Genomic DNA, 19,082 nt, shown 5'->3' on the forward strand with positions numbered 1-19,082 from the left:
TCGCATTGCACCGGACAGAACATGACTGACCCCCGAACGCCCATCGCGTCGATGGAAGGGGTGACCAAACGCTTTGGCGCGACGGTGGCCCTGAACGATGTCGATTTCCAATGCTTCCCCGGCGAGGTGCACGCCATCCTTGGCGAGAACGGCGCTGGCAAAAGCACGTTGATGAAGACGATTTCCGGTGTGTTGCGCCCCACCGAGGGGCTGGTCTGCGCCGAAGGTCAGCCCGCAAATTTCAAAAGCCCGGCAGATGCGCTGGCCGCCGGATTTGTGTGCATGTACCAGGAGTTATCCCTCGTACCTGATCTGACGGTGCGCGAAAACCTGTTGCTGGGCGCGCCCGGTTCGGGCTTGGGCCGGTTGAACAAGGCCCCCTTGATGCGGGCCAGACAGGTCCTCGACCAGATCGACGGGCAAGGCATTCGCTTTGGCGCAAAGGTCGCCGACCTCACACTGGCAGAACGCCAGCAGGTCGAAGTTGCCAAGGCGCTGATCCGCGACCCCAAGCTGCTGATCCTGGACGAAGCGACCTCTGCCCTGAATTCATCCGTGGTCGAAAAGGTCTTTGACCTTGTGCGCGCCGAGCGGGACAAGGGCGTGGCCGTCCTGTTCATCTCGCACCGCTTTCACGAGATCGAGGCACTGGCCGACCGCATCTCGGTCTTTCGCAACGGTGCGCGTGTCGAAACCTTCACGAATGGTGCGCACGACTATGCCGCGATCATCAACATGATGGTGGGCCAGCGGATCGAAGAGCTGTTTCCAGCCAAAACGCCCCCCGACAAGACGCACGGGACGTTCTGGAGGTCGATGGCTTTGCATGGGGCACCGAGGTGCAACCGACATCCTTTACCGTCAAATCAGGCCAGATCGTGGGCCTTGGCGGATTGGACGGGCAAGGGCAATCCACCTTGCTGCAAGGCATCTTCGGGCTGCTGAAAGGCACCAGGGGTGTCATCAAGGTGAATGGCGCAGCGATCCCGCTGACGGGCCCAAAACAGGCCAAACAGGCGCAGATCGGCCTGGCCTACATCCCCGAAGATCGCAAGGCGGACGGGCTGATCCAGGACCAGAGCATCGCGGAGAACCTGGAACTCGCAGCCTTGGGGCGCCCTGATCTGAACGCGACGGATCCTGCCCTTTATGACGATGCGCTGCAGCGGCTGGAGTTGAAACACGGCGGGCTGGACCTGCCTGTGTCCTCCCTGTCAGGCGGCAACCAGCAAAAGGTCGTGCTGGCCAAGTGGCTGGCGCTTGCGCCCAAGGTGTTGCTGCTGTCCGATCCGACCCGCGGCATCGACGTAAAGACCAAGACCCAGATTTACGGACTGCTGCGCGAATTGGCGGACCGAGGCACCGCGATCTTGCTGCTCAGCACCGATTACGAAGAGCTGATCCATTTGTGTGACGAAACGCATGTGTTTTACGGCGGCAGGATCACCCGGTCGCTCACGGGGGACGGGTTGACGGCGCAGAACATCATTGCCGCGTCCCTCAACATCCCGTCTGCGAAAGACATCGAAAATGCGTGATTTTACAACATCCTACAGGCGAGAGTTAATTGCTGGGATCGTCCTTGTGATCCTGCTGGCAACCTATCTTGGCACGCATCCGCGCGGGCCGTCCACCTATGTGATGACAATCTGGGCGAACCAGTGCGTGATCCTTGGGCTGGTTGCGATCGCCCAGTTCTTTGCGGTTGTGGTGCGCGGGATCGATTTGTCGGTGGGCGCGATCATGGCGCTGACGAACACGGTCGGATCGCACCTTCTTGACGGGGGCAGCGGCGCGATTGCGCTTGGGATCGGTGCGGTGCTGGTGACCGGTGCCCTATGCGGCGTGCTGAACGGCCTGCTGGTCGTCTTTGGCCGGATCCAGCCCATCGTGGTGACGCTGGCCACCGCGTCGATCTTTGTCGGGCTGGCGCTGATCCTGCGGCCGACGCCGGGGGGACAGGTGAATTACGATCTGGCGGATGCGATGACGCTTGATCTGCTGGGCATTCCGACGGCGCTGATCATCACGGCAGTTGTTGTTCTGGCCTTTTGGCTGCCGTTCCGGCGCACAGGCCTGGGCCTTGGCCTCTATGCTGTCGGATCATCCGAACAGGCCGCGTTTCAATCGGGCATGCCGGTGGCACTGATCCGGATTGCGGCCTTCACGCTGGCCGGGGTGTTTGCCGGGCTTGCGGGCCTCTTTTACTCCTTCGTGACCACGACGGGCGATGCCGGGATTGCCGCGAACTTCACCCTCAACTCCATCGCGGCGGTCGTGCTGGGGGGCGTGTTGCTGCGCGGCGGCACCGGGTCGCTGATCGGCGCGCTGATTGGGGCTTTCATCCTCAAGACCATCGCGGCGCTGATGTTCTTTTCGGGCATCCCCTCGCTCGCGCAGCCCTTGTTCGAAGGGTTGATCCTGGCCATCGCGATTGCCATCGGGGGCGCGGACATCCTGCGATCCAAACACAGGCTGGAGGCGTTTGGCCGATGATCACTGCGCGCAAACCTTCGGCCCTGCCGACCTGGATCACTGTCGAAACGATCCTGCCCTATGTTGGCACCGTGTTGCTGCTGTTATGCGCGAGCCTTGCGTTCCCGCAGGTGCTCAGCCTCGGCTATCTGGGGCAGCAATTGCAGATCGCAGCCTTTCTTGGCGTGCTGGTTGCCGGGGCCACATTGGTGATCCTGCTGGGGCATATCGACCTGTCCGTCCCGTGGACGCTGAATGGTGCCGCCATCGTGGCCACGGCCATGGCCGGGTCCGGCAACCCCCTGCTTGTCAGCCTCGCAATACCCGCGGCCTTGCTGTTTGGCGCAGCCGTGGGCGCGGTGAACGGGCTGGGCGTTACATTTTTGCGCATCCCCTCGATGGTGTGGACGTTGGCCATCAACTCGATGCTGCTGGGCCTCGCGGTGCTGAACACAGGCGGGTTCAACCCCAAGGGCGAAAGCAGCGATCTGATGTCCTGGCTGGCCGCGGGCACGCTGGGCGGGGTGCCTGTCGCCTTCCTTGTCTGGATGCTGGTGGCGACGGGGCTGGCCGCATTGATGATGCGAACGGGCTTTGGGCGCTATCTGCGTTCCATCGGCTTCAACGAAAAGGCGGTGTACCTGTCCGGCGTCTCGACCCGCAGCGTCGTGATCGGGGCCTTTGTGATTGCGGGCATCTGTTCGGCCCTGGGCGGGGTGATGCTGGCGGGCTATGCAGACCAGGCCTATCAGTCGATGGGCGATCCGTTTCTGTTGCCCACGATCGCGGCGGTCGTGATCGGCGGCACCTCGATCCTTGGCGGACGGGGCGGATTGTTCGGCAGCGTGGGCGGTGCCCTCTTTATCACGATCCTGAATTCGATCCTGTCGGTCGCCCAGATTTCGGATGCATGGCGCAGCATCATCTTTGGCGTCATCATCCTGGCCATGCTCTTGTTTCAGACCCTGCGCAAAGGAGGGACGTCATGACGCCAACCACCCCCGGATACGAGGTGATTGCCCCGGAATTTGCCACCTTTGTCGACACCGGCACACCGCCCGAGGTCATCGCCGAAGGCTGCGTCTGGACGGAAGGGCCTGTCTGGCTCGATGACGCCCTCTATTTCAACGACATTCCCAACAAGCGGATGATGCGCTGGACCCAAGGCACGGGCGCGCAGGTGATCCTGGCCAACAGTGAATTTGCCAATGGCAACACGCTGGACCTGCAGGGGCGTATGGTCAGTTGCGAGCATGGCGGACGGCGGGTGCTGCGCCGGGGCGATCCCGGCGATCCGGCGACGGCCGAAACGCTGGCGGCGCGCTACGGCGGCGGTCGCCTCAATTCGCCCAATGACGTGATCGTCGCAAGCGACGGATCAATCTGGTTCACCGATCCGCCTTACGGGATCAATTCGGATGTCGAAGGATACCCCGCCGACAGCGAACAGGATGGCTGTTACGTCTTTCGCCTCGGGACCGATGGCGATCTGACCGTCGTGGCGACAGATTTCGACAAACCCAACGGGTTGGCGTTTTCGCCTGATGAATCGCTGCTCTATATCGCGGATTCCGGCGCGATCCGGGGCGCCAGCTTTCCCGGTATCGACTATGCGCTGCCCCATCACATCCGGGTCTTTGACGTGGTCAACGGACAGTTGAGCGGCGGAGACGTGTTTGCCGAGATCATGCCGGGCGTGCCGGACGGTTTGCGGGTCGATCACGACGGGTATGTCTGGACATCGGCCCTGGATGGCATCCACTGCCTGACGCCCGAGGGCAAGCTGATCGGAAAGATCGTCCTGCCAAGCCAGACCTCGAACCTGTGTTTCGGCGGGCATGCGGGGCAGACGATGTTCATCACCTCATCCGACCGTGTTTACCGCGTGCACAGCTCCCGTTTCGATGCAGCCGCGCAGCTGCGTCTTGCAAAAAAGGGCCAGAGTTCATGACCAGCCGACAGACAACCGCGATCATCGGCCTTGGGTCGATGGGCTATGGCATGGCACAATCCCTGCTGCGCGCCCAACACGTGACCCACGGCTTTGACATCGCCAGCGAACAGGTCGCGGCATTTGCCGCCGAAGGCGGTGCGCCCGGTGCGCTGGCGGATGTGGCGCGCACGGCGGATGCCATTGTCATCGCCGTGCTGAACGCAGCGCAGACCGAGGCGGTGCTGTTCGGCGACGTGGGGATCGTGCCGGAGCTGAAACCGGGGGCCGTCGTGCTGGCCTGCGCCACCGTCGCGCCTGACTTTGCCCGCGCCATGGCGGCACGCTGCGCGGATCACGGGGTTCTCTATCTCGACGCGCCGATTTCCGGTGGCTCGCTCAAGGCGGCCAAGGGACAGTTGTCGATCATGGCCTCGGGCACGCCAGAGGCTTTTGCCGCTGCGCGCCCCGCGCTCGATGCCATGGCCGAAACCGTGTTCGAGTTGGGGGATGCGGCAGGCGCAGGATCGGCGATGAAGGCAGTGAACCAGCTGCTGGCTGGCGTCCACATCGCGGCGATGGCCGAGGCACTGACCTTTGGCATGACCCAAGGTGTGGCCCCTGCGCAATTTGTCGACGTCATCTCAAAATGCGCAGGCACAAGCTGGATGCTGGAAAACCGCGCGCCCCATATCGTGGCCGGGGATTACACGCCGCACAGTTCGGTCAACATCTGGCCCAAGGATCTGGGCATCGTGCTCGACATCGCAAAGTCTGCCCAGTTCTCCGCCCCCATCACCGCCGCCGCCATGCAGCAATACCTGGCCGCTGCCGGCATGGGGCTCGGGGGCGAAGATGACGCAGCCGTGGCCAAGGTCTATGCCCGCAATGCCGGGCTCACCCTGCCCGAAAAGGCCAGAACATGACCACCCTGCTCGGCTGCATCGCGGACGATTTTACGGGTGCCACGGATCTCGCCGGTCTTCTGGCGCGCTCCGGCGTGCGGGTCAGCCTGCGCATCGGCGTGCCTGACCATCCCCCCGCCGACACGGCCCCGTTCGAGGTGATCGCGCTGAAATCGCGCACCGCACCCGTGCAAGAGGCTGTCGACGACGCGCTGGCCGCGCTCGACTGGCTGAAACGCGCAGGCGCAGAGCGGTTCTTCTGGAAGTACTGCTCGACCTTCGACAGCACGGCAGAGGGCAATATCGGCCTGGTGGCCGAAGCATTGATGCAGGCCCTTGGCACAGACCAGACGATTTATTGCCCCGCCTTTCCCGAGAACGGGCGGTCGATCTTTATGGGCAACCTTTTTGTCGGGGAACAGCCGCTGGCCGAAAGCCCTATGAAGGACCACCCGCTGACCCCTATGCGCGACAGCAACCTTGTGCGGCTGTTGGAACCGCAGGTGAAAGGCTCTGCCGGGCTGGCCAACCGCCTGACCGTCGCCCGGGGCGCGGACGCGCTGCGCGACCGGCTGGCGGCCTTGCGCGGTGCGGATGTGGCACATGTGGTCGTGGATGCCGTGGCCGACGATGATCTGCACGTGATCGCCGAGGCCTGCCGTGACATGCCGCTGATGACGGGGGAAGTGCTGTGGCGATGCCCCTGCCCCACCTCTACATCGCGGACGGCACCTTGTCGGCAGATGCGCCCCGGCTGTCCTCCCCCGCAATCGCACCGGGCGCGGTGATCCTTTCGGGCAGTTGTTCCGCGATGACCCGCGCCCAGGTCGCAGCCTATGTGCAGACCGGGGCACCTGCCCTGCGACTTGACCCCATTGCCCTTGCCGCCGATGGCCCGGCAGCAGCGCTGGAGTGGCTCGCCGCGCAAGACCTCGACGCAACACCACTGCTCTATGCCAGCGCTGAACCTGCTGAGGTAAAGGCCGCGCAAGCCCAGCTGGGCACAGCCGCTGCCGGAGAGGTCGTCGAACAGGCGCTGGCCGCGTGCGCCATTGCCGCGCGCGATGCCGGGGCGCGCCGTTTTGTCGTTGCTGGTGGGGAAACCTCGGGCGCCGTGACCCAAGCCCTGGGCACAGCCCGCCTCGACATCGGGGCCGAGATTGCGCCTGGTGTGCCCTGGACCTATTGCCAATCGGGCGGGCATGACATTGCCCTGACCTTGAAATCCGGGAACTTCGGGGCCGAGACATTCTTTGCCGATGCGCTGGCGAAACTGGGCCCGGCATGAGTGCCGAAGCAACCCTGCGCGAACAGATATGCCTGCTGGCCAAGTCCCTGTTCGACCGGGGCCTGACCCACGGAAGCACCGGCAACATCTCGGCCCGCACGGACGATGGCGGCCTGCTCGTTTCGCCCACAGGCACCAGTTTCGGGCGTCTCGATCCGGAGCGCCTCAGCCTGTTCGATGCGCAAGGCCAACACGTTGCAGGCGACAAACCGACCAAGGAAATGCCCCTGCACAGCGCATTCTATGACACGCGCAGCAGTGCCGGAGCGGTCGTGCATCTGCACTCATGCCATTCCGTGGCGCTGTCGATGCTGCCCGGCGCGGATGCGGACAACTTCCTGCCGCCGCTCACGCCCTATGGCATCATGAAACTGGGCAAGGTCACGCTGCTGCCCTTCTTTCTGCCGGGCGATCCGGCGATGGGCGCGGCGGTGCGGGGCCTCGCGGGCAAGCGGTCTGCGGTGATGCTGGCCAATCACGGGCCTGTCGTGGCGGGCAAGGATGTCGAGGCGGCCTGCAACGCCATAGAAGAGCTGGAAGACACCGCGCGCCTGGCCCTGATGACGCGGGGCATGTCGCCCCGCGGCCTCAGCGCAGAGCAGGTGCAGGCGGTGGTCACCACATTCGATGTGGAGTGGGATTCATGAAGTTCTCGGCCAATCTGGGGTTTCTCTGGACCGACCTGTCCCTGCCCGATGCCATCCGCGCCGCACAGGTGGCCGGGTTTGACGCGGTGGAATGTCACTGGCCCTACGACACCCCTGCAACACAGGTCAGGGCGGCGCTGGAGGAGACAGGGCTGCCCATGCTGGGCCTGAACACCATACGTGGGGCGACGGGCGAAAACGGCCTGTCCGCGCTGCCGGGTCGCGCGGCAGAGGCACGCAGCGCCGTCGATCAGGCCCTCGACTATGCCACGGCCATCGGCGCCGGGGCGATGCATGTCATGGCAGGCTTTGCCCAAGGGTCAGACGCCCACACGGCCTTTGTCAACACTCTGACCTATGCCTGCGCCGCCGCGAAACCGCTGGGCGTCACGATCCTGATCGAACCTTTGAACACCTATGATGCGCCGGGATACTTCCTGCAAACCACATCACAGGCGCTTGCGGTCATGACCGATGTCGACGCGCCGAACCTGCGCCTGATGTTCGACTGTTACCACGTGCAACTGATGGAGGGCGATCTGACCAACCGACTGACGCGGTTGATGCCCCATATCGGCCATATCCAGTTTGCAGGCGTGCCCGCGCGCGGCAGCCCGGACGTGGGTGAGGTCCACTACCCCCATATTTTTGAGCACCTTGAGCAGCTTGGCTATACCCACCCGCTGGGGGCAGAGTACAAGCCCTCTGGACCAACCGAGGACAGTCTGGGCTGGCTCAACCGCCTCTAGGGTGCGCCGGACAGACGTACGTTCGTCCGAAACACGCCTAGCTGAACCGCTCTTTCAGCGCATCATTCACCAGCGGCGTGACGAACTTGGACACATCCCCGCCCAGACGCGCGATCTCTTTGACCAGTTTGGAGGCGATGGCCTGATGTTCGGCCTCGGCCATCAGGAACACGGTTTCGATACTGTCATCCAGCTTGCGGTTCATGCCGACCATCTGGAATTCGTACTCGAAATCCGCCACGGCGCGCAGGCCGCGCACAATGATCTGCGCACCCACGTCGCGGGCACAGTCGATCAGCAGGTTTTCGAATGGGTGTGCCACGATCTCTGTGCCGGTCTGCGCGCTCAACTTGGCGCATTCCGCCTCGATCATCTCGACCCGCTCTTCCAGCGAGAACAAAGGCCCCTTGTCCCGGTTGATCGCGACCCCGATGACCAGACGGTCGACCATGGGGCTGGCCCGGCGGATAATGTCGATATGCCCCAATGTGATGGGATCGAATGTGCCGGGGTATAGGCCGATACGCATGTGCGGCTCCGTCAGTCGTAATTACCGCACTGCATCATTAACGCGCAGCGATTGCAAGCAGGCTCAGTGGCCCATGATCATCCCTTCGAGGGCGTCCTTTTCCATCGCCAACTCGGTCAGCCGCGCCTTGACCACATCCCCGATGGTGATGAGGCCGACCAGTTGCCCGTCCTCGAGAACGGGCATGTGGCGGAACCGCCCGTCTGTCATCTTTTGCAGGATCTCATCCGCGCTGTCATCGCGGTGGCAGGTGACCAGCTTGGTGGTCATGAAGGTCTCGACCGGGTCGTTCAGGATCGCGCCGCCCCGCTTGGCCAGTACACGCACGATATCCCGCTCAGACAGGATGCCTTCCGCCGTGACACCATCGCCCGACACCACCACAGTCCCGATCTTGCGCTCTGCCAGAATCTTGGCGGCGTCCGAGACTTTGCTGCCCGGTGCGACAGTCACAACGGCATCGTCGGATTTGGACTTGAGAATTTGGTGCACAAGCATGGTTGGATCCTTCGCGTTGACAGTTATGTAGCCCAGCGTCGGACCCCGGGCGGGGGTCTGTCAAGCCTGCTTTGGTCCTGTGGCGTACAGTCGCTGGTTGAATGGCGGATTTTACCCAACATCAACCTTACCTCTTACTGCATTGTTTTATAGTAGTTATGAGAGATTTTCGCCCTCTGTCAGCGCCTCAAGCCGTGCAACCTCTGCGCGGATACCCTGGCCCAGCAGATCGGCAAAGCGCCCCAGGCGGCCACGTCCCTGATCCGCAGCGTGCCGGATCAGGTAAAAACTGCGCGTGATCGAGAACTGATCCAGCAACACACGCCGCACCCCCGGCGCTGCCGCCAGCGCAAAGTCATGGACAACGCCCACGCCCCCGCCCGTGCGCAGCATGTTCAACTGCACGGCGACCGAATTCGACGCCAGCGCCACGCGGGACACGCCCGCATCCGCCAGATAGTCCAACTCGCGATCAAAGATCATGTCGGGGATGTAGCCGACAATCCGATGCGCGCGCAGATCGGACAGGCGCGACAGCGGCGCAGATGCAGCGAGGTAGTCGGCATTGGCCGCGAAATGAAGTTTGTAGTCAGTAATGCGCTGCACCGTCAGCCGCCCCGCCGTGGGCGCACTGACCCCGATCGCGATATCCGCCTCGCGCCGCGACAGGTTCACGACGCGCGGCAGGGCCACGATCTGGATGTCGAGGTCGGGGTGCTGCGCGGTCAGCGCCGCGCAGACCTGCGGCAGCAGGAAATTGGCGCAACCATCGGGCGCGCCAATGCGGATTTGCCCGCTCAACCCCGCCGATTGCGCAGCCTGGCCCGCATTGTGCCCAGCCACCCCATCGGTGGCGGCGCGCATGGCCACTTCGGCAGCCTCGGCCTTGGCCAAAAGGCGCGCGCCCACGTCGGTCAGCGCATAGCCTTGCGGGGATTTCACAAAAAGGGCCGCGTTCAAATCACGCTCCAACCGGGCGATGCGACGGCCCAGGGTCGCCGCATCCAGACGGACAAGTTTGCTGGCACCCGACAGGGTTTCGGCCCGCGCCACAGCCAGGAACAGCCGCAAGTCATCCCAACGTGTTTGCAAACCTGTTCCCCTCCCTTTGCAAAGCCAACGTCGCGCGCCATATTGCAAAAACGCAAAACGATTTTGCCCACTTGCCTCTTTTACCCCGCATTTTGCAAGACTATCGTGCCGCCAACGCGCACAGACCCGCTGTGCGCACCCTCTCAACCCAGATCGGCGCCACCGCGCGACAAGGAGACCCCATGCAAGAGCTTTCCCACTATATCGACGGCGCCCATGTCAAAGGCACGTCCGGCCGCTTTGCCGACGTTATGAATCCGGCCACGGGTGAAGTGCAGGCGCGCGTCCCCCTCGCCTCGACCGCAGAGGTGGCGCAGGCAGTCGAGATCGCGGCCAAGGCCCAGCCCGCATGGGCCGCCGTGAACCCGCAACGCCGCGCGCGGGTGATGATGAAATTCGTCGATCTGCTCAACCGCGACATGGACAAACTGGCCGAAGCGCTGAGCCGCGAACACGGCAAGACGCTGCCCGATGCCGCCGGTGATGTGCAGCGCGGGCTGGAAGTGGTCGAGTACTGCATCGGCGCGCCCCACCTGCTGAAAGGTGAATACACCGACAGCGCAGGCCCCGGCATCGACATGTATTCCATGCGCCAGGCCCTTGGTGTGACGGCGGGCATCACGCCCTTCAACTTTCCCGCCATGATCCCGATGTGGATGTTCGCGCCCGCCATCGCCTGCGGCAATGCCTTTATCCTGAAACCGTCCGAGCGTGACCCGTCCGTGCCGCTGATGCTGGCCGAGTTGATGGAGGAAGCCGGGCTGCCCAAGGGCATCCTGCAAGTGGTCAACGGCGACAAGGAAGCGGTGGATGCGATCCTGCACCACGATGTCGTGCAATCCATCGGCTTTGTCGGATCGACCCCGATTGCCGAATACATCTACGCGACGGGCTGTGCGAACGGCAAACGGGTGCAGTGTTTCGGCGGGGCCAAGAACCACATGATCATCATGCCTGATGCCGACATGGATCAGGCCGCCGATGCGCTGGTGGGCGCAGGGTACGGCGCCGCAGGGGAACGCTGCATGGCGATTTCCGTGGCCGTGCCCGTGGGCGACGAAACAGCCGACCGGCTGATCGAAAAGCTGGTGCCGCGGATCGAACGGCTGAAAGTCGGCCCCTACACCGCGGGCAATGATGTCGATTACGGCCCCGTCGTCACCGCCGCCGCCAAGGCCAACATCGAACGGCTGGTGCAGTTGGGCGTGGATCAGGGCGCCAAACTGGTCGTCGATGGGCGCGATTTCAGCCTGCAAGGCTATGAGGACGGATACTTTGTCGGCCCGCACCTCTTCGACAACGTCACCAAGGACATGGATATCTACACCCAGGAAATCTTTGGCCCCGTCCTGTCCACGGTGCGCGCCCAAAGCTACGAAGAAGCATTGGGGCTGGCGATGGACCACGAGTATGGCAACGGCACAGCCATCTTTACGCGCGACGGCGATGCGGCCCGCGATTTTGCCAACCGGATCAACATCGGCATGGTGGGCATCAACGTCCCCATCCCCGTCCCACTGGCCTACCATACGTTCGGGGGCTGGAAAAAATCGGTCTTTGGCGACCTCAACCAGCACGGGCCTGATGCATTCAAGTTCTACACGCGCACCAAAACCGTGACAGCGCGCTGGCCTTCAGGCATCAAAGAAGGCGGAGAGTTTTCGATTCCTGTCATGGAGTAACATGCCACTCACCTTTCGCATTCTGGCGGATCGCGGCCTGGTCGTGGTTCGCTATTCCGGGCACGCCACCATCGAGGAAACGATGGCGGCGACCAAGGCCTATGTGGCCTCTCCCGACTATGCGCCCGGGCAAAAGCAGTTGATCGACATGACCCGCATCACCAGCTACGAAAAGGACTATGTCCGTTTCTTGGAGATGCAGGCGGCCAAGGCGGACCGGTTCATGAGTTCCGGCGTGCAGTCGCTGGTTGTCTACATCGCCCCCACCCCCGTCGCGCAGGAAATCGCGGGCCTGTTCATCCGGTCCTGGGCGGATGTGGACGCGGTCGTACCCTTGATGCAGCATTCCGAAGCCGAGGCCCTCGCCCTGCTCGGCCAGGCCGAGGACAGCGTCGACACGCTGCTGGCCCCCGTTGACGGACAAGCCTTGCAATAGTCTTGCAAAGATCGGAATTTAACACACGTTCAATTCGACCGATGTGACGCTGAGGGAGGCATCATGGACTTCGCCCTGACCGAGGAACAGACTGCAATTTTCGACATGGCCCATGCCTTTGGCCAGGATCAGATTGCCCCCTACGCCCGCGACTGGGAGGCCGCCGGCACCATCCCGAAAGAGCTGTGGCCCAAGGTGGGCGAATTGGGTTTTGCGGCACTCTACGTGTCTGAGGACGCGGGCGGCTCGGGCCTGTCGCGTCTGGATGCAACGCTTGTGTTCGAGGCACTTTCCATGGCCTGCCCTTCGGTCGCCGCCTTTCTGTCGATCCACAACATGTGCGCCAAGATGCTGGACAGTTTCGGCAATGACGACCTCAAGGCCCGCGTCATGCCTGGCGTGCTGAGTATGGAAACGGTGCTCAGCTATTGCCTGACTGAACCCGGCAGCGGGTCGGACGCCGCCGCCCTGCGCGCCCGTGCCGAACGCACGAATGAGGGCTACACCCTGAACGGCACCAAGGCCTTCATCTCCGGGGGCGGCTATTCCGATGCGTATGTCTGCATGGTGCGCACGGGCGAGGACGGGCCCAAGGGCGTCTCGACCGTCTATGTCGAAGACGGCACCGAAGGGCTCAGCTTTGGCGGCCTCGAGGACAAGATGGGCTGGCGCAGCCAACCCACCGCCCAAGTCCAGTTTGACAATTGCAACATTTCCAGCGGCAATCTGGTGGGTGAAGAGGGTCAGGGTTTCAAATATGCGATGATGGGGCTGGATGGCGGCCGGTTGAACATCGCGGCCTGTTCGCTGGGTGCCGCGCAGACCGCGCTTGACCTGACGCTGGCGTATATGGGCGAGCGCAAAGCCTTCGGCAAAGCCATCGACCAGTTCCAGGGCCTGCAATTCCGCCTCGCGGATATGGAGATCGAGCTGCAAGCCGCCCGCACCTTCCTGCGCCAGGCCGCATGGAAACTGGACACCGGTGCGCCGGACGCAACCAAGTTCTGCGCCATGGCCAAGAAATTCGTGACCGAGGCGGGATCGAAGGTCGTCGACCAATGCCTGCAACTGCACGGCGGCTACGGCTACCTCGCCGACTACGGCATCGAGAAGCTGGTGCGAGACTTGCGCGTGCACCAGATCCTCGAAGGCACGAACGAGATCATGCGGGTCATCGTGGCCCGCGACATGCTTAAGAACCGATGACAGACATTTCCATCCGCATCACCGGGCGCGCGGGCCGGATCACCCTGCAACGCCCCCAGGCGCTGAACGCCATGACATATGACATGTGTCTGGCGATCGAGGCGGCGATGGATGCCTGGGCCCGTGACGACGCGGTGCAGATCGTCGTGCTGGATGCGGAAGGTGACCGCGCCTTCTGCTCAGGCGGCGACATTGCCGAACTTTACGACACGGGCACCAAGGGCGACTACGCCTATGGCCAGACATTCTGGGCCGACGAATACCGCCTGAACCACAAGATTTTCCAATATCCCAAACCGGTCGTCAGCTTTCTGCAGGGCTTCACCATGGGCGGCGGGGTTGGCATCGGCTGTCACGGCTCGCACCGCATCGTGGGCGACACCAGTCAGATCGCCATGCCCGAATGTGGCATCGGCCTTGTCCCGGATGTGGGCGGCACGTTGATGCTGGCCCTCGCCCCAGGGCGTCTGGGCGAATATCTGGGCACCACGGCGGCCCGGATGAATGCGGGCGATGCCATCTATGCGGGGTTTGCCGATCTCTACATTCCCGAAACCGACTGGCCCGCCCTGATCGCCACTCTGGAAGCCACAGGCGATCCCGCCACAGTCGAACAGGCGGCACGCACCGCCGCCCCCGGCCCCTTGCAAGCGGGGATGCCCGACATCGACCGGCACTTTCACGGCGCGTCCCTCGGCGATGTTCTGACCACGCTGCGCGCAGAAGACAGCGATTTCGCCCGCGACACGCTGAAACGGATGGGGCGCAACAGCCCCCTGTCCATGGCCTGCGCCATCGAGACGCTGCACCGCCTGCGTGGCCCCTCCCTGACGCTGGAAAAGGCGCTCGACCTCGAATACCGTTTCACCGCGCGGGCGATGGAACATGGCGATTTCCTCGAGGGGATCAGGGCTGCGATCATCGACAAGGACCGCGCCCCGAAATGGCAGTATGCGGATGGCGACGTGCCAGCCTCTGCGGTCAGCAAGATGCTGATGCCATTGGGAAAGATGGCACTCAAGCTGGGAGATACAGGCATGAAGATCGGGTTTGTCGGACTGGGCAATATGGGCGCGCCAATGGCCGCCAACCTCGCCAAGGCCGGGCACAGGGTTACAGGGTTTGATGTGGCGGGCACCACCGCTGAGGGCGTGCAATCGGTGCCAAGCGCAGCCGAGGCGGCGGCAGGTGCCGATGTGGTCATCACCATGCTGCCCAACGGCGACATCCTGCGCGCTGTCGCGGCCGAGGTCCTGCCGGCGATGCCCAAGGGCGCAACCCTGATCGACTGTTCAACCGTGGATGTGGAAAGCGCGCGCGCGGTGGCCGCACAGGCACAGGACGCAGGCATGCTCTGCGTCGATGCGCCCGTGTCGGGCGGTATCGGCGGGGCGGCCGGTGGCACGCTGACCTTCATGGCGGGCGGATCGCCTGCGGCCTTCGACGTCGCACGCCCCCTCTTTGACATCATGGGCCAAAAGGCGGTGCATTGCGGTGAGGCTGGCGCAGGCCAAGCGGCCAAGATCTGCAACAACATGATCCTCGGCGCGACCATGATCGCCACCTGCGAGGCCTTTGCTCTGGCCGATAAGCTGGGGCTGGCGCGGGACAAGATGTTCGACGTGGTCAGCACATCCTCGGGCTACAGCTGGTCCATGAACGCCTATTGCCCGGCCCCCGGGATCGGGCCGCAAAGCCCGGCGGACAACGACTACACACCCGGATTTGCAGCGGAATTGATGCTGAAAGACCTCGGGTTGAGCCAGCAAGCGGCAGAGGCCGTTGATGCCGACACGCCCATGGGCGCGCGCGCCTTGGAACTCTACCGCCAATTTGTCGAGGACGAAGGCGGAAAAGGCAAGGATTTCAGTGCCATGCTCCCCCGGTTCACGGATCGCGGACGGGGCTGATCACGGCGCAGCACCATGCACCGGGATGCGCGGATCAAGAGCCCGGCAGACGGACCCGGCCACCTGAGCTTTCGTTGATCTTGGCATCTGTCGGCGCCCCTTCCACGGTGATGTCGGCCCCGCTCGATGCGCGCGCCAGCAACGCGCCCGTTGCGTGAATTTCAATGTCCGAGCCGCTGGATGCTTTTGCCTCGATGGTTGCGCATTCAAAGTCTTCGGCATCAATGTCCGATCCGCTGGACGCGTTGATCAACAAAGAGGCACAGGTGCCCCGCACATCCAGATCAGAGCCGGAGCTTGCCGTCAGGATCACCGTTTCCGCCTCAAGGCCATCTATGTCGACCTCGGCGCCGCTGCTGGTCTGCGCCTTGAACACACCCGAAAATGTCCCCGATGCATCCACGTCGACACCCCGGCTTGCCGTGATCCCTTGCAACTCTGGCAGATGGACCGTGACGGTATAGTAATCTGCCATCCCCATGAGGATCATCGACGACCGTCCCTTGCGCGAGATGATCAGCGTCTCACCGTCCTGCTCGATGACCAGCCTTTGTGCGCGGGCCGTACCGGACACGTCCGACACGACGCTGTAGTCGGAGCCAGAAAACACTTCGATCTTTACATGATCCGAGGCCACGATCTTGGAAAAACCGGTCAAATCATGAACGGTTTCGCGCGCGGCCAAGGGTGAGGAAAGCGCGACAGCACACAGAGCTGACACGGCATAACGAGATGGTCTCATCTTCACTCTCCTGACATGATTGTGAAGATGAGATGGTGTTAATAGGATTCACATTCAAGGCGCGGCGGCAATTTTACTCCGCCGCCACCTTGCGCCCCTCGAGCATCGGTTTGAGGTAGTGGCCGGTATGGCTTTCGGCGACCTCTGCCACCTGTTCGGGCGTGCCCGTGGCAACCACCTTGCCACCCCCATCACCCCCTTCGGGACCGATGTCGATGATGTGGTCGGCGGTTTTCACAACGTCCAGATTGTGTTCGATCACGATGACTGAATTGCCTTGTTCGACCAATTCATGCAGCACTTCCAACAGCTTGCGCACATCTTCGAAGTGCAAGCCGGTCGTCGGCTCGTCCAGGATGTAAAGCGTGCGACCGGTCGACCGCTTGCTCAGCTCCTTTGACAGCTTCACCCGCTGCGCCTCGCCCCCCGACAGGGTCGTCGCCTGTTGGCCCACCTTTATATAGCCAAGGCCGACCCGCATCAGTGCATCCATCTTTTCCCGGATCGAGGGCACCGCCTGAAAGAAGGTTTGCGCGTCCTCGACCGTCATATCCAGCACATCCGCGATGGACTTGCCCTTGAACTTGATCTCGAGCGTTTCGCGGTTGTAACGCGCGCCCTTGCAGGTCTCGCATTCCACATAGACATCCGGCAGGAAGTGCATCTCGATCTTGATGACACCGTCCCCCTGACAGGCCTCGCAGCGCCCGCCCTTGACGTTGAAGCTGAACCGGCCCGGCTTGTACCCGCGCGCCTTGGCCTCGGGCAGGCCCGAGAACCAGTCGCGGATCGGGGTAAAGGCGCCGGTATAGGTCGCAGGATTGGATCGCGGCGTGCGGCCGATGGGGCGCTGATCGATGTCAATCACCTTGTCCAGATGCTCCAGCCCCTTGATCGTCTCACAAGGTGCCGGCGTCTGGCGCGCACCGTTCAGGCGCATCGAGGCGGTCTTGAACAGCGTCTCGATGGTCAGCGTGGATTTACCGCCCCCAGACACCCCCGTCACGCAGACAAACTTGCCCAACGGGAAATCGACGGTCACGTTTTGCAGATTGTTGCCCGTGGCCTTGACCACTTTTACGGCCTTCTTCTTGCCCTTGCGCCGGGTGGCAGGCACCGCGATCTCGCGCACGCCCGTCAGGTATTGCCCGGTGATCGAGTCTGCATGGCCCGCAATCGCCGCAGGCGTCCCGTGGGCGACAACCTCGCCCCCATGCACACCGGCCCCTGGGCCAATGTCGAACACGTAGTCGGCCTCGCGAATGGCTTCTTCATCATGCTCAACAACGATGACCGTATTGCCCTGATCCCGCAGGTTCTTCAGCGTCCCCAGCAGGCGGTCATTGTCGCGCTGGTGCAGGCCAATCGACGGCTCGTCCAGCACGTACAAAACGCCCGTCAGGCCCGACCCGATTTGCGAGGCCAAACGGATACGCTGGCTCTCTCCACCACTTAAAGTGCCACTTGAACGTGACAGCGTAAGATATTCCAAACCCACGTTATTCAGGAATCCAAGACGCTCGCGTATCTCCTTGAGGATCGCGCGCGCAATCTCGTTTTTCTGGGCGGTCAGATGCTCGGGCACGGACGAACACCAGTCAAAGGCCTCGCGGATCGACATCTCGACCACCTGGCCCGCATGCAGCAGCTTGTCCGCGTCATCTGCCGGGCCGATCTTGACCGCCAGTGCCTCGGGGCGCAGCCGGTAGCCGCCGCAATCGCCGCAGGGGCGGTTGTTCTGGTAGCGCTCGAATTCCTCGCGAGATCCAGTTGCTATCCGTCTCGCGGTAGCGGCGTTCCATGTTGGGAATGACACCTTCGAAGACACGCGTGACCTGATAGACGCGGCCCCCCTCGTCATAGCGGAACGGGATTTCCTCATCGCCAGAGCCGTACAGGAACACCTGCTTCACATGGGCCGGCAGATCCTTCCACTTGGTCTGGGGGTCAAACTCGTAATGCTTGGCAATGGCCTCGATGGTCTGCAAGAAATACGGGCTTTTCCCCTTCCGCCACGGGGCCAGCGCGCCGTCATAGACCTTCAGCGATTGATCCGGCACCACCAGCCGCTCGTCAAAGAACAGCTCTTGCCCCAACCCGTCACAGGTCGGACAGGCCCCGAAGGGCGCGTTGAACGAAAACAGGCGCGGCTCGATCTCGGGGATGGTAAAGCCGCTGACCGGGCAGGCGAATTTCTCGGAAAAGGTAAAACGATCCGGCTCGCCCTCGGAGGGCGCAGTTTCCAGCACGGCAATGCCATCGGCCAGATCGAGTGCTGTGCGCAGGCTGTCCGCCAGCCGCGTCTCTAGCCCCTCGCGCACCACGATGCGGTCCACCACCACGTCGATATCATGGCGAAACTTCTTGTCGAGCGTGGGCGGCTCGTCCAGCTCGTAAAACGCGCCATCCACCTTGACCCGCTGGAACCCCTGCTTGCGCAGCTCGACAAATTCCTTGCGATACTCGCCCTTGCGGTCGCGGATGATGGGGGCCAGCAGATAGGCGCGCGTCCCCTCCTCCATCGCCATCACGCGGTCGACCATGTCCTGCACCTGCTGGGCCTCGATGGGCTTGCCGGTCGCGGGGCTGTAGGGCGTGCCGACACGGGCAAACAGCAGGCGCATGTAGTCGTAAATCTCGGTCACGGTGCCGACGGTCGACCGGGGGTTTTTCGACGTCGTCTTCTGCTCGATCGAAATCGCGGGGCTCAGGCCGGTGATGTGATCCACATCCGGTTTCTGCATCATGTCGAGGAACTGGCGCGCATAGGCCGACAGCGATTCGACATAGCGGCGCTGCCCCTCGGCATAGATGGTGTCAAAGGCCAAAGAAGACTTGCCCGACCCGGAAAGCCCGGTGATCACAACCAGTTGGTCGCGTGGAATATCGACGTCGATGGATTTGAGGTTATGCTCGCGCGCGCCGCGCACCTCGATGTTCTTTAGCTCGGCCATGGTCAGCCCCCCGAATTAACGATCTGTACATAGGTCAAA

16 protein-coding genes and 3 pseudogenes are annotated in these 19,082 nt (G+C 62.9%); 14 read left to right on the plus strand and 5 right to left on the minus strand.

Going from position 1 to position 19,082, the window contains the following annotated elements:
• Nucleotides 1–21 precede the first annotated feature (21 nt).
• From ACMHLQ_RS02745 to ACMHLQ_RS02785, 9 genes and pseudogenes are all read left to right on the plus strand, one after another.
• A complete protein-coding gene (locus ACMHLQ_RS02745; protein WP_415403236.1) occupies nt 22–945 on the plus strand; it encodes an ATP-binding cassette domain-containing protein in 924 nt (307 codons plus the stop codon).
• Entirely contained in the window at nt 879–1,538 is a 660-nt protein-coding gene (locus ACMHLQ_RS02750) for an ATP-binding cassette domain-containing protein (protein ID WP_415405348.1), read from the plus strand. Before ACMHLQ_RS02745 ends, ACMHLQ_RS02750 begins: the two co-directional genes overlap by 67 nt.
• Entirely contained in the window at nt 1,531–2,496 is a 966-nt protein-coding gene (locus ACMHLQ_RS02755; protein WP_415403237.1) for an ABC transporter permease, read from the plus strand. The genes ACMHLQ_RS02750 and ACMHLQ_RS02755 overlap by 8 nt, the downstream gene beginning before the upstream one ends.
• Nucleotides 2,493–3,464 carry an ABC transporter permease gene (locus ACMHLQ_RS02760; RefSeq protein WP_415403238.1) on the plus strand — a complete coding sequence of 324 codons (972 nt, stop codon included), beginning with the start codon at nt 2,493–2,495 and terminating at the stop codon, nt 3,462–3,464. Before ACMHLQ_RS02755 ends, ACMHLQ_RS02760 begins: the two co-directional genes overlap by 4 nt.
• Nucleotides 3,461–4,426: an SMP-30/gluconolactonase/LRE family protein gene (locus ACMHLQ_RS02765; protein ID WP_415403239.1), complete on the plus strand. Its 966-nt coding sequence runs from the start codon at nt 3,461–3,463 to the stop codon at nt 4,424–4,426. Before ACMHLQ_RS02760 ends, ACMHLQ_RS02765 begins: the two co-directional genes overlap by 4 nt.
• Nucleotides 4,423–5,331 (plus strand): L-threonate dehydrogenase, encoded by a 909-nt coding sequence (gene ltnD, locus ACMHLQ_RS02770; protein ID WP_415403240.1) that lies wholly within the window; start codon nt 4,423–4,425, stop codon nt 5,329–5,331. The genes ACMHLQ_RS02765 and ltnD overlap by 4 nt, the downstream gene beginning before the upstream one ends.
• A pseudogene (gene otnK / locus ACMHLQ_RS02775) lies at nt 5,328–6,598 on the plus strand (3-oxo-tetronate kinase). Before ltnD ends, otnK begins: the two are co-directional and overlap by 4 nt.
• Nucleotides 6,595–7,245 (plus strand): aldolase, encoded by a 651-nt coding sequence (locus ACMHLQ_RS02780; protein ID WP_415403241.1) that lies wholly within the window; start codon nt 6,595–6,597, stop codon nt 7,243–7,245. The pseudogene otnK and the gene ACMHLQ_RS02780 overlap by 4 nt, the downstream one beginning before the upstream one ends.
• Nucleotides 7,242–7,994 (plus strand): hydroxypyruvate isomerase family protein, encoded by a 753-nt coding sequence (locus tag ACMHLQ_RS02785; protein ID WP_415403242.1) that lies wholly within the window; start codon nt 7,242–7,244, stop codon nt 7,992–7,994. The genes ACMHLQ_RS02780 and ACMHLQ_RS02785 overlap by 4 nt, the downstream gene beginning before the upstream one ends.
• Before the next feature lie 37 nt (nt 7,995–8,031).
• On the opposite strand, the gene coaD is transcribed toward ACMHLQ_RS02785, so the two are convergent.
• The 3 genes from coaD to ACMHLQ_RS02800 all read right to left on the minus strand — a co-directional run bounded on the left by coaD (nt 8,032) and on the right by ACMHLQ_RS02800 (nt 10,113).
• On the minus strand, nt 8,032–8,523 hold the full coding sequence (gene coaD / locus ACMHLQ_RS02790) for a pantetheine-phosphate adenylyltransferase (protein ID WP_415403243.1): 492 nt from the start codon (nt 8,521–8,523) through the stop codon (nt 8,032–8,034).
• 63 nt (nt 8,524–8,586) lie between these two features.
• Nucleotides 8,587–9,021, minus strand: a complete 435-nt coding sequence (locus ACMHLQ_RS02795; protein ID WP_415403244.1) for a CBS domain-containing protein — start codon at nt 9,019–9,021, stop codon at nt 8,587–8,589.
• Between the two features lie 156 nt (nt 9,022–9,177).
• Nucleotides 9,178–10,113 carry a LysR family transcriptional regulator gene (locus ACMHLQ_RS02800; RefSeq protein ID WP_415403245.1) on the minus strand — a complete coding sequence of 312 codons (936 nt, stop codon included), beginning with the start codon at nt 10,111–10,113 and terminating at the stop codon, nt 9,178–9,180.
• A 182-nt stretch (nt 10,114–10,295) separates the two neighbouring features.
• Here ACMHLQ_RS02800 and ACMHLQ_RS02805 point away from each other — a divergent pair, with 182 nt between their 5' ends.
• The 5 genes and pseudogenes from ACMHLQ_RS02805 to mmsB all read left to right on the plus strand — a co-directional run bounded on the left by ACMHLQ_RS02805 (nt 10,296) and on the right by mmsB (nt 15,347).
• Nucleotides 10,296–11,795, plus strand: a complete 1,500-nt coding sequence (locus tag ACMHLQ_RS02805; RefSeq protein WP_415403246.1) for a CoA-acylating methylmalonate-semialdehyde dehydrogenase — start codon at nt 10,296–10,298, stop codon at nt 11,793–11,795.
• Between the two features lies 1 nt (nt 11,796).
• The gene (locus ACMHLQ_RS02810; RefSeq protein WP_415403247.1) at nt 11,797–12,231 is read left to right on the plus strand and encodes a hypothetical protein; all 435 of its coding nucleotides are present in this window, start codon (nt 11,797–11,799) and stop codon (nt 12,229–12,231) included.
• A 63-nt stretch (nt 12,232–12,294) separates the two neighbouring features.
• The gene (locus ACMHLQ_RS02815; protein WP_415403248.1) at nt 12,295–13,437 is read left to right on the plus strand and encodes an acyl-CoA dehydrogenase family protein; all 1,143 of its coding nucleotides are present in this window, start codon (nt 12,295–12,297) and stop codon (nt 13,435–13,437) included.
• Nucleotides 13,434–14,390 (plus strand): annotated as a pseudogene (locus ACMHLQ_RS02820) (enoyl-CoA hydratase/isomerase family protein); the annotation flags it as partial. The gene ACMHLQ_RS02815 and the pseudogene ACMHLQ_RS02820, both read left to right, overlap by 4 nt.
• An 84-nt stretch (nt 14,391–14,474) precedes the next feature.
• Nucleotides 14,475–15,347, plus strand: a complete 873-nt coding sequence (gene mmsB / locus ACMHLQ_RS02825; protein ID WP_415405349.1) for a 3-hydroxyisobutyrate dehydrogenase — start codon at nt 14,475–14,477, stop codon at nt 15,345–15,347.
• Between the two features lie 34 nt (nt 15,348–15,381).
• Here the strand turns inward: mmsB and ACMHLQ_RS02830 are convergent, their stop codons facing one another.
• On the minus strand, nt 15,382–16,089 hold the full coding sequence (locus ACMHLQ_RS02830) for a GIN domain-containing protein (protein ID WP_415403249.1): 708 nt from the start codon (nt 16,087–16,089) through the stop codon (nt 15,382–15,384).
• A gap of 73 nt (nt 16,090–16,162) precedes the next feature.
• Nucleotides 16,163–19,043 (minus strand): annotated as a pseudogene (gene uvrA / locus ACMHLQ_RS02835) (excinuclease ABC subunit UvrA).
• Between the last annotated feature and the right edge of the window lie 39 nt (nt 19,044–19,082).

Origin of the sequence: Tateyamaria algicola, assembly GCF_047715485.1 — a bacterium.
In the GTDB taxonomy this organism is placed as follows: Bacteria; Pseudomonadota; Alphaproteobacteria; order Rhodobacterales; family Rhodobacteraceae; genus Tateyamaria.

What these genes read in the sequence shown, in the direction of transcription:
- ACMHLQ_RS02745 (WP_415403236.1), top strand. Translation starts at nt 22, where the DNA reads ATGACTGACCCCCGAACGCCCATCGCGTCGATGGAAGGGGTGACCAAA.
- ACMHLQ_RS02755 (WP_415403237.1), top strand. Translation starts at nt 1,531, where the DNA reads ATGCGTGATTTTACAACATCCTACAGGCGAGAGTTAATTGCTGGGATC.
- ACMHLQ_RS02760 (WP_415403238.1), top strand. Translation starts at nt 2,493, where the DNA reads ATGATCACTGCGCGCAAACCTTCGGCCCTGCCGACCTGGATCACTGTC.
- ACMHLQ_RS02765 (WP_415403239.1), top strand. Translation starts at nt 3,461, where the DNA reads ATGACGCCAACCACCCCCGGATACGAGGTGATTGCCCCGGAATTTGCC.
- ltnD (WP_415403240.1), top strand. Translation starts at nt 4,423, where the DNA reads ATGACCAGCCGACAGACAACCGCGATCATCGGCCTTGGGTCGATGGGC.
- ACMHLQ_RS02780 (WP_415403241.1), top strand. Translation starts at nt 6,595, where the DNA reads ATGAGTGCCGAAGCAACCCTGCGCGAACAGATATGCCTGCTGGCCAAG.
- ACMHLQ_RS02785 (WP_415403242.1), top strand. Translation starts at nt 7,242, where the DNA reads ATGAAGTTCTCGGCCAATCTGGGGTTTCTCTGGACCGACCTGTCCCTG.
- coaD (WP_415403243.1), bottom strand. Translation starts at nt 8,523, where the DNA reads ATGCGTATCGGCCTATACCCCGGCACATTCGATCCCATCACATTGGGG.
- ACMHLQ_RS02795 (WP_415403244.1), bottom strand. Translation starts at nt 9,021, where the DNA reads ATGCTTGTGCACCAAATTCTCAAGTCCAAATCCGACGATGCCGTTGTG.
- ACMHLQ_RS02805 (WP_415403246.1), top strand. Translation starts at nt 10,296, where the DNA reads ATGCAAGAGCTTTCCCACTATATCGACGGCGCCCATGTCAAAGGCACG.
- ACMHLQ_RS02810 (WP_415403247.1), top strand. Translation starts at nt 11,797, where the DNA reads ATGCCACTCACCTTTCGCATTCTGGCGGATCGCGGCCTGGTCGTGGTT.
- ACMHLQ_RS02815 (WP_415403248.1), top strand. Translation starts at nt 12,295, where the DNA reads ATGGACTTCGCCCTGACCGAGGAACAGACTGCAATTTTCGACATGGCC.
- mmsB (WP_415405349.1), top strand. Translation starts at nt 14,475, where the DNA reads ATGAAGATCGGGTTTGTCGGACTGGGCAATATGGGCGCGCCAATGGCC.
- ACMHLQ_RS02830 (WP_415403249.1), bottom strand. Translation starts at nt 16,089, where the DNA reads ATGAGACCATCTCGTTATGCCGTGTCAGCTCTGTGTGCTGTCGCGCTT.